Source organism: Photobacterium sp. Ph5, from assembly GCF_022129445.1.
GTDB lineage: Bacteria > Pseudomonadota > Gammaproteobacteria > Enterobacterales > Vibrionaceae > Photobacterium.
This window is the reverse complement of the sequence record NZ_JADQAQ010000008.1, coordinates 75996-91101: the sequence shown is the minus strand read 5'-3', so window position 1 is coordinate 91101 and position 15106 is coordinate 75996. Positions and strand designations below refer to the sequence as shown.

Here is a 15106-nt window from a genome sequence, read left to right as displayed (position 1 = left end):
CGTGCACTTATTAAGATGATAAATCAACAATGCTATCAATTACCATTGTGTATAAAAAAGCCCCTTCTCCTAAGGGGCTGCAGAATAGGGTTAACCATGAGGGAGGTTATTATTTATAGAGACCTTGTTGTAACTCTTCTCTTGCGTCTCGCCAACCACCTAGCCAGTTAGTACGGGCATCTGTACCTTGGTACGGACATGCATCAGTAGAACGGCCATTTAATCCGGCTTGATAACCTCGAGCCTGCGCACGTTCTAAACGATCCCGCTTTTGTCTCTTCATAGTTCGGTCCTCATCCTTATCTGTATATTACTTTTCATTACGATGAAGTAATGATGGAGTTTTTGTGTCTCCACTAATAAAAATGGGTTACTTCGAACAATTTATCAAATTTAAAAACGAAACAAGCCCACAAAATGTGAGCTTGTTGGTATAACGTAATTTATTTTAAAAATTACTTACGGCGTCTGAAACCAATAAAGCCTAACGCTGTCAAAGCCAAAATGCCAAGTGAACCACCAGAACGTTTTACTGGTTCGTCTTCTTGCTCTACACGTTCAACAATATCTGACACCTTTGCACCGTTTATCGGAACAAGCTTCACTGCTACATATTTTTCAACTACATTACCGCCGCCACAGTAAGAGTTTTGGCTAGTGTTATCATACCCTCCCTCACAGTACAGTGCATTTGCCGAGATCACACCGGCATCATTTATGCCAGTTGCATCAATAATACGATATGAATTAGCTATAGATGCATTACCTTCCTTAGGAGCATTTATCAGATCATCAAGTAACCATGCTTTTTGGTCGCCTAGTAGATTGTAAGTAAACGCACGATGTTTACGTTCAATATTAATACCTGTCGTCGTATCAACCCAACCAACAACTTGATCATGGTTATTAACCGCGGCAGCATGACTATTTGAATTTTTAAAGAATAACTTTGGTTCCAATTTATCAAAGAATTGCGCGCTTGATTCACCAATTTTGTAAACGTAAGCACGTAAAGGTTTCTGACCATTACCTTTTGCATCACCTACGATCATGGACTGATTATTTACAGCATTGGCAATTGTATAAGTAAACTCACGATCATCTGGTTCAATTGGTAACCCAGGAACAAATGTACGCTTCCAAGACGTTAAATCAGCATTGTCAGCAGTGAAGTATGCTGCTTGCATCGCGTAATAATCATTATCAACGACACCAGTAGAATAACCAGCAGCAATAGGTAAATTAGTAGCTTTATTTAATGCTACTGATTTTGCAGATGCTTGGAATGATACATCTTCATTATCTCTATCAATAACAGCTAAACCATCACGGTTCTCACCTGTCCCACTTGAAATAGATCCTGACTTAATATCTCCATTGGCATCAACCAACCAAAAGGCAGCTTCATTTGCAAATGTACTAAACTGACATTCCCAACTTGCGTATAAGTTAGTTGAGTTATCTGTAGCACATATTTTAAAACGGTTAAAATCTAATGATGGATTATCAGAATTTAGAATATCTTTTGCATTAGGTAACTTTTCTTCATCTTGACGTAGATTACCATTACCATCTTTCCCATAAAAACTTGGAGAATACGCTGATGAACCAACCACTAGTAGTTGATCATTGAATAAAACACCTGCATTAGCTTGGGTTTGCCCCATATTAGATACAAGTGGACTCGCATCTTTTGCCACAGGATCAAGCGAAACATCATTACCACCAGCATTCACAAAACCGCGCTTATCAAATGCCCGAGGATTTCCATGACTATTCTTAAATAATGCTGATGATGTAATACCGTAAACAAAATCTCCAACAACACCGTTTACTGTACTATCTATATTTTTTTCAGCGTCTGCTGCAGAACCATCACCAACTAAACTACCAAGGTTGTCTTTTTGAGTTCCTTGATATTTAGTTAAATTCGACGCGAATGTCGTTATAGGAGATCCATCAACTAAACCTTGAGAGTTTGATGAATAACCCTTTACCCATGCTGCCGATTTCTTTTGTAATCCACCAAGGCCAGGCGCATTAAACTCATCGTCTTTTGTGTAACCAACACCAAAGAACTCACGTTTTGCCCAATCTTCACACGACTCATACCCTAGATTATCACTACAGTAACGCCATAATGTGCCTTCATCATTTACATGTTGCTCATTAGCATTATAAGCAACAGTATCATTTATAGGCTTGCCTTGCGAACCACGAAGTGCCTGACCGGTAGTCTTATAGCTATTATTAGAACAATCAGTTTCAAAACAACTTGTATCTGAACCCGATGATTCGATACCAGTACTAACATATGTTAAAGCACGATCCGATTGAACAGGATAAGGCTGATCAACGAGTGAACTATGTTGTTCTACAGGTTGAATAGTATAAACAGCAGCGCTAGCTTGAGATGCACCAGCAACGAGGATTGCAAGTGTTGATAGTTTTAACATCTTATGTGGCATTAGGATTCCTTTTGCATCGCTTCCAATTCTTCCCATCGTTCAAAGGCAACTTCAAACTCTTCTTCTAACTTAGCTAAGCCAGTAAGGGTTGCTTGTGTGTCATTCTTCGGATCGGAGAAAAATGCAGGATCATTAATTTGCTCCTGAATCTTCGCGATTTCATTTTCCAAGTCTTCAATTTTTTGCGGTAAGCCTGCTAACTCATGTTGAAGAGTAAATGATAGCTTCTTACCTGCACGTTTAGGTGTAACGTCTTTTTGCTTTTGTGCTTGAGCAGCTTTCTTGCTCTTCTCTAATTCGATTTTTGCAGCCTGCTCTTTTGCTTGATTGGCATAAGAATTCGCACGCTGAGATTGTGCATCATGGTAACCGCCAACGTATTCGTTAACAACGCCCTCACCTTCAAAAATCCAGCTTGTAGTCACAGTATTATCAACGAATTGACGATCGTGACTCACTAAAAGTAACGTACCTTGATAATTGGCAAGTATATCTTCTAAAAGTTCCAATGTTTCGATATCTAAATCGTTCGTTGGTTCATCGAGAACCAGCAAATTATTTGGCTTTAGGAAGAGTTTTGCTAACAATAGTCGGTTTTTCTCACCACCAGACAGTGCTTTAACAGGTGTACGAGCACGACGAGGGTGAAATAGGAAATCTTGTAAATAACCTAACGCATGACGAGTTTTGCCGTTGATTGTCACTTCTTGCTTACCATCAGCAAGGTTATCCATTACGGTTTTCTCTGGATCTAGAATTTCACGGTACTGGTCAAAATAAGCCACTTCTAGCTTTGTACCACAGTGGAAGTCACCTTCTGTTGCCTGCAGTTTATCAAGCATCAGCTTAATTAAGGTACTCTTACCACAACCATTAGGACCAATTAAGGCAATACGATCGCCACGCATAACATTAAAGCTGAAATCTTTAACGATTTGCTTATCTCCATAGCTATAACCGATATTCTTCGCTTCAAAGACAATCTTACCTGAACGGTTTGCGTCTTGTAGTTGCATATCTGCTTTACCTACAACATCACGACGCTCTGCACGTTCATTACGTAATGCTTTAAGTGCACGAACACGACCTTCGTTACGAGTACGACGCGCTTTAATACCTTGACGGATCCACACTTCTTCTTGTGCTAATTTTTTGTCAAATAATGCATTTTGTTCTTCTTCAACACGCAATAGTTCTGCTTTTGCTTCCAAGTAACCTTCATAGTCACCAGGGAAAGAGACTAATTGACCGCGATCGAGATCAACGATACGTGTTGCCATAGAACGAATAAATGCACGGTCGTGCGAAATGAAGATAATTGAACCACGGAAGTCTTTTAGAAAGCCTTCTAACCATTCAATCGTTGTCACATCAAGGTGGTTTGTTGGCTCATCAAGCAACAGAATATCAGGATCACACACTAGCGCACGAGCAAGTGCCGCTTTACGTTGCCAACCACCAGACAAATCAGTCAGAAGTGTATTCGGTTCAAGCTTCAAGCTTTCAAGTACTGCTGCAATACGCGTATCTAACTGCCAACCATTGTGGTGGTCAACTTGTTCCTGAATACGCGATAGTTTATTAATGTTCGCTTCACTAGGATCTGCGGTAACAAGATCCAATTGATGATGATATTCACGCAGAACACGACCTGCATCAGCAAGACCTTCCGCAACATAATCAAATACAGACCCTTCCGCATTACGCGGTGGATCTTGCTCTAAACGAGAAACCACCAGCTCATTTTGACGTTGAATACTACCGTCATCGAGTAATACATCACCAGCAATCACTTTCATTAATGTTGATTTACCAGCGCCATTACGACCAACAAGACAAACACGTTCATGTGGCTGAAGAAGAAATTCTGCTTTATCAAGTAAAGCATGATCGCCATAGGCTAGTTGAGCGTTACTAATTTTTATAAGTGCCATCGAAATTAACCAAGGTTATTTGTTATTAACCATGTTTCTAATGAATCTTTATCAAAGGGCCAGCCTAATTCTGAGACATTATGATCATGATCTTGAATAGAGAGTACAGGTATGGTTACACCGTAACGAGAAAACAGTGCATCATCAAATGCAATATCAACAACATTAACGTTGTCTTTTTGTCCAGCCTCTACGAGCAGACGATATGCCTGCTCGCAAAGGTGGCAGCCTTCCGTGCTATAAAGTGTGATTAACACTAGTCTTCCTTGTGAGTAATAATCCAACAGTTATGGATTTGTTTATTCTTAGCAAAGTCCATTGGCAGTGTTTTATTGGAGATATTCTTCGCCTGTAAGCCAAGTTCATTGATCTTATCTAAATCCATCTTGAACTGGCGTTTATTGTTTGAGAAAACAATCTGACCATCAGGACGTAGCATGCGCTTTAGATTTTCCATTAACATGATGTGATCACGTTGAATATCAAACGTCTGCTTCATTCGCTTAGAGTTAGAGAATGTTGGTGGATCGATAAAAATTAGATCAAAAGTATCATCAACTTCTTGTAGCCACTGTAAACAGTCAGCCTGAACATATTCATGTTGTGGACCAATCTGATTATTAAGCTCCATATTCTCTTGAGCCCAACGAAGGTAAGTATTCGACATATCAACTGTTGTTGTTGTCTTTGCTCCACCTACAGCTGCATGAACGGTTGCAGAGCCGGTGTATGAGAACAAGTTTAGGAAATCTTTACCTGTTGCCATTTGGCCTAGCATACGACGCGTAATACGGTGATCAAGGAACAAACCTGTATCTAAGTAATCATAAAGATTAACTTTAAGTTCAACACCGTATTCTTCAACAATCATGTGGCGTTCTGCACTTGATAGCTTCTGGTATTGGTTCTTACCTTTTTGACGCTCACGGACTTTAAGAATAACTTTATTGCTTTCTACACCCGTTACTTCAATTGTCGCACGCAATACATCCATAATACGACGACGTGCTGTTTCTTCAGAAACGGACTTAGGCGCTGCATATTCTTGGATGATTAAGTAATCTTTATACTTATCAATCGCGGCGTTGTAGTTAGGTAAATCAGCGTCGTAAATACGGTAACATTCGATACCTTCACGTTTTGCCCATTTATCTAACTTAGTAATGTTCTTCTTAAGACGGTTAGCAAAATCAGGCGCCACCTCTTCTTGAACGATGACACCTTCAGATTGGCCTTCTTCTTTCTGAACACTACCCGCAGTGATCAAGTAAGTTTTAAGTACACAATCTAATGCGCCGTTGCGTAATTTAAACTGCTTGTCTGCACGCATACGCATACAACTTAACAATTCGTTCGAACCTGAATAAATAGCAGCAACAGAACCCGCAAAAGCAAGTTTTAAACGGTTACCAAATTCTTTGTACAATGCAATAAGTTCAGGGGTTGTACCTAAACGTTCACCATATGGAGGGTTACAAAGAATAATGCCGGTTTCGAACCCTTCAGGGCGAACAAGTTGCGTTGCATCGCCATATTCAAAATCAATCAGATCTTTAACACCAGCACGACCAGCATTATCACGAGCAATCGCTAATACACGGCGATCCATTTCACGACCAAAGAACTTGGTAGTTACTTTTGCAGGACCACGACGAGATTTAACCGTTGCTTCTGCATGGATCTCTAACCAAGCTTCTTGGTCAAAGTCTTTGATCGATTCAAAGCCCCAACGCTTACGTTTAAGTCCTGGTGCAATTTCAGCGGCAATCATCGCAGCTTCAATCACTAATGTACCTGAACCACACATTGGATCTAACAATGCCTGTTCTGGTGTCCAGCCACTTTTCATAACAAGTGCAGCAGCATGGGTTTCACGCAGTGGTGCTTTACCCGCTTCACTACGGTAACCACGTTGATGTAAACCGCTACCTGCCATATCAAGGCCAAGAATACCTTTCTCACCAGATAGACGCATGTGAATACGAAGATCAGGACGCTCACGGTCAATATTAGGGCGACGTAAATCCGCTTTGGTAAATCGGTCTACAATCGCATCTTTAATTTTCATCGCACCGTATTGGCTGTTACGGATTTCACGGTTAGTACCATTAAAATCGACCACAATACGTGTATTACTATCAAAATAGTTCATCCAGTTGATAGCTGTTGCACCTAAGTACAAGTCCATATCATCACGAACGTTAAATTCACTCAGTACTTGAATGATACGTGATGAGATCCGTGTCCATAGACAACAACGATAAGCTGTTGCTTGTTCTGCTTTAAAACGGACACCTGCATGCACAACTTGAATATTCTGTGCACCTAATTGTTCTAATTCATCCGCCAGCAAATTTTCAAGGCCGCGGGAAGTAATCGCTAGATATTGATTCATGGAGTTCTTTTCACACTAATATTGCGTCGAATTATAACCGAAATCACAAAAAATGCCTCGTCAAAACCATAATGAAATGGCTCATTTAAGAAAAAAATTTCATTCTTCTATCAATGAGTTCTCATTCAAAGAGGATGTAACAAAAAACATCTCCACTTGCCTGCAAAACTTACGATTAATACGAAGCGAAAAGTCATATTTAACGATTCACATCAAACAAAGCACAAAACATTAATCTGGAATAATAAAAACCACCAACAAAGCAATTGCTCATCTAATTGAACATTTGTTTTATTCTTTTTATTCAATCAATTAAAACAAAACAAGTGTTCAAGTCCACTATCTAATATTTTTACCAATCTTTACTGGAATAAATTATTCCAAACCTATTACATGATCATTATTTAACTATTAACGAAGGAAAAAGAGGAAGGGAGTATCAATTAAACATAATGTAACAAAGAAATTAACGTCATAACCCAACAGGTTTTCCTTAAGTAAAGCAGTAAGAATTGTCTGGCTATATATGAAAATTTTGAGATCTATGACCTATTTTTAGTGTAATTTTTAACCAAAAAGTGGTGAATATACCTTAATGAGTAGTGATTAAGTCAGTTAACCAATAAAAATATACGCTCTAACCAACCTTGAATACCTATACGGAAGCCTAACTATTACGCATTACAGAAACTGATGATGTAGTTTGTAGAAACTGTTGTAAGAGCTTGTTATGAAGAAAATAGATATAAAAGTGAGAGATTTGGACGAAACCATCTCAATAAAAGATGATATCTTTTCACCACAGAATAGAGAAAAGCATGCAAATGTACTAAGGGAGGCTGTACTAGACAGCATAAGAAAGATAGCAAATTAGATTGCGTTTAATAGCGACTTGCTAAAATAGATGACAAAATACGTTATCTATAAAGGGATTGGTAAGGAGGTATAACGAAAAACTGAGATGAAGAAACAACTAACCTACAAGCGCAAAATGTCGCTGTTCTATTTCTACAAAACAGGGAGCCATTCGATCATTCATGACCTTAATAGTTTCGCAGAACTCCATGCTTTTAACCCCGTCTAAATCAACATTAGCAACATCAGCAAGCATACAGAGGCTCGCTACCCCACTGTTTTCAATCACAACATAATGAGCAGTACAAGATGCTGTCATTAGAGTAATAACCTGCCCAGGTGAAGGCTCTACACCTTGCTGAGGTGCAAAGTACCAACTTTTAGGCATCACAGGCTTATGAAAACGTCGCGCAGCTGTAGCATTTAACGCTAATTCACATTTTCTAGCAGCAGAAATTTGCAGATGAGCGATCTGCTCTTGGAAGTTTTGATAGGCTTCAATATCATCAACATTAAAAATATCACTTATTTTCGCTTCTGGAGTAAGTAGCTTACTTGGTAACGATACACGGAAAAGCATATCGTCATTCAACTCAAGCATAAGTGAATTCATTTCAGCGTCAAAATACCATTTCCATGAATTATCTGGCTTTAACACGTTGCTACTCCTGAAAGACAGTGATTTATTTTGTATCTGTGATCATATGATAAAATTTTAGCTTAATTTTACTTATGCTTTCATAAATTAAAAGGGGAAAATTGTGTCTCAATACTGAATAAATAACATGTATGTTTGATACAATTGATTCAGTACATAATTAAAAACCCAACCTAGTATTCACCAAGTTGGGTTATTAAGTGTCAGGGTATGTTTAAATTTAATACTTACTTATTAATGATTAGTGCGACTAAATACCATTTACAATATCTTTTACTAATCGCGGACCATGATAAATAAAGCCAGAATAAACCTGAACTAGGCTTGCACCAGCCATCATCTTTTCACGAGCAGACATTGCAGAATCAACACCACCAACCCCAATAATTGGTACGGCACCATTTAATGCTTCTGCCATTTTACGAATGACTTCAGTGCTCTTATTTTGCAAAGGACGACCGCTTAAGCCCCCCGCCTCATCGCAATGTTCCATCCCTTGAACCAAAGAGCGATCCAATGTGGTATTTGTTCCAATCACACCGTCTATATTATTACGGATTAAAGAATCACAAACCTGTTGAATTTCATGATCATCAAGATCGGGAGCGATCTTAAGTGCTAAAGGAACATACTTATCATGTTGTTTCGCTAATTCAGCTTGTTTTGCTTTAAGCTGAGAAAGCAGATCATCTAAAGCTTCACCATATTGTAAGCTACGTAATCCCGGTGTATTCGGTGACGAAATGTTTACTGCAATATAACCAGCATATTGATAAACTTTTTCCATACAAATAATGTAATCTTCAACACCCTTTTCAATCGGCGTATCTTTATTTTTACCGATATTGATACCAATGATGCCGTCAAATTTTGCTTTCTTTACGTTCTCAACAAGATTATCAACACCAAGGTTATTAAAACCAAAACGGTTGATAATGCCTTCTGCTGGAATCAAACGGAAAAGACGAGGTTTATCATTACCAAACTGTGGACGAGGAGTCACTGTCCCTACTTCAACAAAGCCAAACCCCATTTCACCAAATGCATCAATACATTCACCGTTTTTATCAAGACCAGCCGCTAAGCCAACAGGATTTTTAAATGTAAGCCCCATAACTTCAACAGGACGTGCAGGAAGATTTTGTCGGTAGAAAAGTTCTAATGGAGTGCCAGTAAAGCGAGAAAAGTTCTCAATAGCGAGGTCGTGTGCTTTTTCAGCATCCAACTGAAAAATAGCAGAACGTGCGATGCGGTATAACATTGTAACTCCAAAATAAGTCCCGAATAAACGGGATGGTATTATTCACAGTTATTCTGTTAACTTCAATCGTTATTTTTTTGATTATTATCAATAAAACAGTAACTTAGAAATTAAAGCTTTGTTTAACAATAAGTTATAAGTTCGTAGTTTCACAAATTATTACACATACAAGCAATCGTTTTCTTTTTAGCTCTGAAAAAAGTCACTATTATTTTTACAACCTAGTTGTTAACACTTAAGTAGTGACAATGTAACAAAACCCAATTATCTTAAGTTACATTGTCACCATTATTGTTACAGCGTAACTCACATCATCTTATTAGACAGTTACTATGTAGAGCCTAGCTACTGGATCGGTCTTGAGTTGAGATTAAGAATCGTCAATTCACGTAAAGCGACAGAGAACTTTGCAAATTCATGAGCATTACCGACTTTAAATTCAGCAAGTACACTCTCCCATCGATCAATCGCTTTTTTATGTTGTTCCATCCATAGCGATATACTCTGTTCTGGCTGAGCGGTGCTTGTCATTAACACTGCTGTTGTTAATTGTCTTTGCTGCCAATCTAAATCTTCACGAAATGAAGCTCTTGCTAATGCTTGCCAATTATTCTCAACAGCTTGGTTTTGAATTTGCTTTAAGAACCAATGAAGTGATAATTGCGCCCCTAGTACAAAGTACACTCTTGCAATATGCGATATGTTAACGTCCATCTCTTTTGCAATTTGCGCTATATCCATTGCTGAATATAAACTGGTTAAACGTGAAATGTTTTTGGCCAACAGTTCAGGTACGCCTTTACGGATCATTTCATCTGCTTGCTCTTCGTGTTCTACCACTTCTTCTGTTACAAGGTAACTATCTAGTTCATTTCGTAACTGCTCAACAAAGGGTTGATAGAACACAATTTGTTGTTCAATACCTAACTTGTGCTCTCTATTTCGTAGGAACCATCGTGTAACTCGACGCAGCATACGCCTTGAACGATAAAGCATGTCATATTGCATTTGTGCTGAGACTTGATTATCTAATGCTCTAATTTCACAAAAAATCTGATCAAACTTAAATATTTCTCGCCCTATTGAGTAAGAGGCTGAAATTTCATTTATCGTTGCCCCTGTTTCTTCTTGCAGCCGAGTAACAAAATTGCATCCCATTTCATTCGACATCAAATTAGCTAATGATGTTGCGATTAATTCACGTCGTAATGGATGGTTTTCCATTTGTGATCTGTAGTTATCTTGTAAAAATTGAGGGAAGTAAGCAGGTAAAAGACGAGAGTGATAAGGATCGCTGGCTATATCGTGATTGACGAGTTTTTCTTTTAGCACCATTTTACCGTAAGCCACCAGCACAGCAATTTCTGGTCGTGTTAAGCCAATCCCTGCTTTCTCACGCTCTACTAATGTTTCATCATCAGGTAAATATTCAAGGCTCCGATCCAGTTTACCCTGTCGTTCCAATAAATGAATAAACCGCGTTTGTTCTTTCAATAGTTGTACTTGCTGTTGCTCTGTTACTGAAATAGATTCACTTTGGCGATAAGCATCATCTAATACAATGTCAGCAACCTCATCTTCCATCTTTTCTAAAATACGATTACGCTGTTTAAATGTCAGTTCATCTGCGGTGACTAGGCTATTGAGTAAAATCTTGATGTTCACTTCATTATCTGAGCAATCTACTCCTCCAACATTATCGATAAAATCGGTATTTACTCGGCCACCAGCTTTCGCAAACTCAACTCGACCTAACTGAGTAAAGCCTAAGTTTCCCCCTTCACCTACAATCTTTGCTGCAAGTTGAGAGCCATTAACCCTAACAGCATCATTGGTGCGATCACCAACATCAGTGTGAGTCTCTTTAGTAGATTTTATGTATGTTCCTATACCGCCATTCCACAATAAATCGACCTGCATTTGTAATATAAGATGTATCAACTCATTAGGTGTACAACTTTGCTTACGTGTTTGCAATAAGGTTTGTAGAGTAGGAACAAGCTTAATCGCTTTACTTTTACGTGAAAATATCGCCCCTCCTTCAGATAAAATATTACGATCATAATCTTCCCAACTTGATCGTTTAAGTTCAAAAAGACGTTTGCGCTCTAACCAACTTGCAGCAGGATCTGGATCTGGATCAATAAAGATATGCTGATGATTAAAGGCCGCTAATAAGCAAATATGTTTTGATAACAACATTCCATTACCAAACACATCACCCGCCATATCACCAATACCGACACAACTAAAATCCGTTGTTTGGCAATCTATACCTATCTCTCTAAAATGCCGCTTAACAGACTCCCAAGCCCCTTTCGCTGTTATCCCCATTTGTTTATGGTCATAACCATTTGAGCCTCCTGAAGCAAAGGCATCACCTAGCCAAAAATCATAATCAGCAGCCAGTGAATTTGCGATATCTGAAAATGTTGCCGTACCTTTATCCGCCGCAACCACTAAATAAGGATCATCTTCATCATGACAAACCACATTTGCTGGTGGATATCGTTTACCCTCTAGGATATTGTCTGTTACATCAAGCAAACCACATATAAAACGTTGATAACAATGTAATCCCTCTGCAGCTATATCTTCACGTGTTGTTAATTGAGGCTGCCGTTTGCAAATAAAGCCACCTTTCGCACCAACAGGCACAATTACCGTATTTTTAACCTGCTGTGCTTTGACTAGTCCTAATATTTCTGTGCGATAGTCTTCTTGTCTGTCTGACCAACGTAAACCGCCACGAGCAACTTTCCCCCCTCGCAAATGGACTCCTTCCACATCGGGGGCATAAACAAATATCTCGTAACGAGGAATTGGAGCTGGAATTTCAGGGATAGATGATGGATTGAGTTTGAGTGAGAGCCATGCTTTAGGTTTACAGGTATCTGTTTTTTGATAAAAGTTGGTTCTGAGCGTTGCTAAGATCATATCCATATAACGACGAATGATCCTATCATCATCCAAGCTCTCGACATTCTCCAATCGATCTACGATCTTTTTGATCAGTAACTGTTCTGCCTTCTCACTATATTTCGCTTTGGGATCGAATCGTAATTTAAACAACGACACCAAATAACAAGCCAACTGACAATGATTAGACAATGTCTCTTCTATATATTGCTGGCTAAATGGAAAGCCAACTTGCCGCATATAACGAGCATAACTGCGTAATATGGTAATTTCTCTACCAGACAAACCGGATCGCAGTACTAAACGGTTAAAGCCATCACTTTCAAGTTCTCCATGCCAAATATCAGAAAAAGCATTTTGAAAACGATCTCTTGCTTCTGATAGATCAAATCCATTTCTTACATGATGTAACATCGCAAAATCTAAGATCCAATTAACGACACCATCCGCGGTGATCACTTGATAAGGGGATTCACCAATGACCCGTAATCCTAAATTTTCCAGCATCGGCATAACGTCAGATAAATGAATCGGTTCATCGCGGTGAAAAAGCTTCAATTTCACAATCGATGAGTCAGCAGATTCTTCTTGTGGACGATAAAATAGCATTCCTAATTTATTATCTTCATTCAGTCCTTCTAGTTGTAAAACATCAGCTACAGCAGAGCCCGGCAACATTTGCTCTTTATAAGATCGAGGAAAAGCACGCGCATAGTTTTTGGCAATTGGGATCCCTTTACTTTCACCAAAGTTAGCCACTAACGACTGGGTTAAACGATCTTCCCATGAGGCAACTGCTACAACTAAATTATGCTCTATTGACTTAACATCTACATCAAAATTATTGTTCTTAACCCTAACGATATAATGTGTTCGAGCCAATGGACTCACAGAGAAAAAGGTTGTGAACTCAACAGCTTGTGATGAACCAAGATAGTCTTTCAAAACAGTTTGGATCTTACGCCTAAGCTCTGTGTCATAACGCTCTTTGGCAACATATACCATGCAGGAAAAAAAACGCCCAAAAGGATCCCTTCTTATAAATAATCGCAGCATGTCACGATCTTGCATACGTACTACGCCCACGCCTACCTCAAGCATTTCTTCTTCTTTTGCTTGGATTAATTCATCTCTTGGATAGGTTTCTAATACATTATTGAGCGCTTTCCAAGAATGCGAAGCTTCCGAATAACCACTGGCTTTGAGTATTCGTTTTACTCTATTACGTATCAATGGAATGTTCATTGCTGTTTGATGGTAAGCCGTTGATGCATATAGACCAATAAAGCGATGTTCACCAATTACATCACCTTTACTATCAAATCGTTTAATACCGATATAATCAATGTAAGCTGGACGATGAATACGAGATTTAGCGTTACTTTTGGTGAGAATAAGAAGATCGGGATTTTGCGCTTCAATACGTGCTGATTCAGGTAAACTTGATAAATTAAGTGGTCGTGCATGACGTGGCTTTTTAAGTAAACCGAGCCCAACCTCTTGCGTTGGACTCAGTTGATAATCACCTTTGATCGGCTTTAGGTCATAACAGTGATAGCCCATAAAGGTAAAATTATGATTGGCAATCCAATCAAGAAATTCAATTGCCTCCTCGCAGTATTGACTCTCAACAGGTACTTTTGCCGTTTTTAGCTCTTTGATAATTTGATGCATTTTTTCTTGCATGAATTGCCAATCGTTAACAACCAATTCAATGTCTTTAAGCACCGTTTCAAGTTCATCTCGCAATATTGCCATTTCATCTTTTTTTGTAAGGCGGTCTACTTCAATATGGAAAAGTGTCTGTAGATCTCCCTTATCACAGCACGCCTTAACGATATTATTTTTCTTGTCGCGCTCAAAGTAATAAGGACCATTTAGCATTAAATGACTAGTAATATCTAACCGGTTTAACGTCATACGGACAGAATCAACCAAAAAGGGTTTATCTGGCATAACAATCTCAACCACTGTGTGGGTAGATTTCCAGCCATGGCGGCTTAATGTGGGGTTATAAACACGAACGGAAATTTGTTGCGGATTATTTTTAACTAAATGATGCCATAAGCTCAGTACAGCACCATACAAATCAGATTCGTTACGTTGTAATAAATCATCATCAGCCAATTGATTTAAAAGGCTTTTAGCAAATACCTCAACTAAAGGCTGCTGGATATGATCAACTTTGGATTTTATTAAGCCATATACTTTTTCAAGTAATACAGGAACCACATTGTCTGGTGCATTCATAAGAAAATCCCATAACTTTTACTACCTTAGGTAAGTATAGGTATGCAATTTTCTGTCCGAGTTTCAAATAAAATACATGATGACAATTTAACTATGATAAGAGATATAAACACTAATCAGATAATTTAGTTAGTGTCGTCAATTTATTATTACTATCAACAGCAACTTGAAAACGCCCTTGTACACCCATTTGCGTTAAATACGGACGTAAACGCACAGCGGGCAATTGAAGTTTTAATCCATTCTCTGTCACCACAACAGCACTACTTGCTGCACCAGAATAGTGTTGTAAGAAAACTTGATAACTAATATTCACTCGAAAAGTAAAGCTGCGCATAATCCCTTTTATCTCGTTATTCGTTCAAG

Annotated in this window: 9 protein-coding genes; all 9 read right to left on the bottom strand. The window is 38.6% G+C overall.

Features of this window, described 5'->3' with window-relative positions; all coding sequences use genetic code 11:
• Positions 1 to 109 precede the first annotated feature (109 nt).
• The gene (gene rmf, locus I3259_RS05305; protein WP_005367875.1) at positions 110 to 283 is read right to left on the bottom strand and encodes a ribosome modulation factor; all 174 of its coding nucleotides are present in this window, start codon (positions 281 to 283) and stop codon (positions 110 to 112) included.
• Between the two features lie 172 nt (positions 284 to 455).
• The gene (locus I3259_RS05300) at positions 456 to 2468 is read right to left on the bottom strand and encodes a DUF3466 family protein (protein ID WP_238028663.1); all 2013 of its coding nucleotides are present in this window, start codon (positions 2466 to 2468) and stop codon (positions 456 to 458) included.
• Positions 2468 to 4402, bottom strand: a complete 1935-nt coding sequence (locus tag I3259_RS05295) for an ABC transporter ATP-binding protein (protein ID WP_005367880.1) — start codon at positions 4400 to 4402, stop codon at positions 2468 to 2470. Before I3259_RS05295 ends, I3259_RS05300 begins: the two co-directional genes overlap by 1 nt.
• Before the next feature lie 5 nt (positions 4403 to 4407).
• Positions 4408 to 4659, bottom strand: coding sequence for a glutaredoxin family protein (locus I3259_RS05290; RefSeq protein ID WP_238028662.1), 252 nt, complete (start codon positions 4657 to 4659; stop codon positions 4408 to 4410).
• On the bottom strand, positions 4659 to 6797 hold the full coding sequence (rlmKL, locus tag I3259_RS05285) for a bifunctional 23S rRNA (guanine(2069)-N(7))-methyltransferase RlmK/23S rRNA (guanine(2445)-N(2))-methyltransferase RlmL (protein ID WP_238028661.1): 2139 nt from the start codon (positions 6795 to 6797) through the stop codon (positions 4659 to 4661). The genes I3259_RS05290 and rlmKL overlap by 1 nt, the downstream gene beginning before the upstream one ends.
• 973 nt (positions 6798 to 7770) lie before the next feature.
• A complete protein-coding gene (locus I3259_RS05280; RefSeq protein WP_238028660.1) occupies positions 7771 to 8310 on the bottom strand; it encodes a cell division protein ZapC in 540 nt (179 codons plus the stop codon).
• Positions 8311 to 8560: 250 nt separating this feature from the next.
• Positions 8561 to 9571 (bottom strand): quinone-dependent dihydroorotate dehydrogenase, encoded by a 1011-nt coding sequence (gene pyrD / locus I3259_RS05275; protein ID WP_238028659.1) that lies wholly within the window; start codon positions 9569 to 9571, stop codon positions 8561 to 8563.
• Positions 9572 to 9916: 345 nt separating this feature from the next.
• The gene (locus tag I3259_RS05270; RefSeq protein WP_238028658.1) at positions 9917 to 14740 is read right to left on the bottom strand and encodes an NAD-glutamate dehydrogenase; all 4824 of its coding nucleotides are present in this window, start codon (positions 14738 to 14740) and stop codon (positions 9917 to 9919) included.
• Positions 14741 to 14852: 112 nt separating this feature from the next.
• Positions 14853 to 15077, bottom strand: coding sequence for a DUF2835 domain-containing protein (locus tag I3259_RS05265; RefSeq protein WP_238028657.1), 225 nt, complete (start codon positions 15075 to 15077; stop codon positions 14853 to 14855).
• Positions 15078 to 15106 lie beyond the last annotated feature (29 nt).

Excerpts from the sequence above, each read along its gene's own strand:
- rmf (WP_005367875.1), bottom strand. The coding sequence starts at position 283 with ATGAAGAGACAAAAGCGGGATCGTTTAGAACGTGCGCAGGCTCGAGGT.
- I3259_RS05300 (WP_238028663.1), bottom strand. The coding sequence starts at position 2,468 with ATGCCACATAAGATGTTAAAACTATCAACACTTGCAATCCTCGTTGCT.
- I3259_RS05295 (WP_005367880.1), bottom strand. The coding sequence starts at position 4,402 with ATGGCACTTATAAAAATTAGTAACGCTCAACTAGCCTATGGCGATCAT.
- rlmKL (WP_238028661.1), bottom strand. The coding sequence starts at position 6,797 with ATGAATCAATATCTAGCGATTACTTCCCGCGGCCTTGAAAATTTGCTG.
- pyrD (WP_238028659.1), bottom strand. The coding sequence starts at position 9,571 with ATGTTATACCGCATCGCACGTTCTGCTATTTTTCAGTTGGATGCTGAA.
- I3259_RS05270 (WP_238028658.1), bottom strand. The coding sequence starts at position 14,740 with ATGAATGCACCAGACAATGTGGTTCCTGTATTACTTGAAAAAGTATAT.
- I3259_RS05265 (WP_238028657.1), bottom strand. The coding sequence starts at position 15,077 with ATGCGCAGCTTTACTTTTCGAGTGAATATTAGTTATCAAGTTTTCTTA.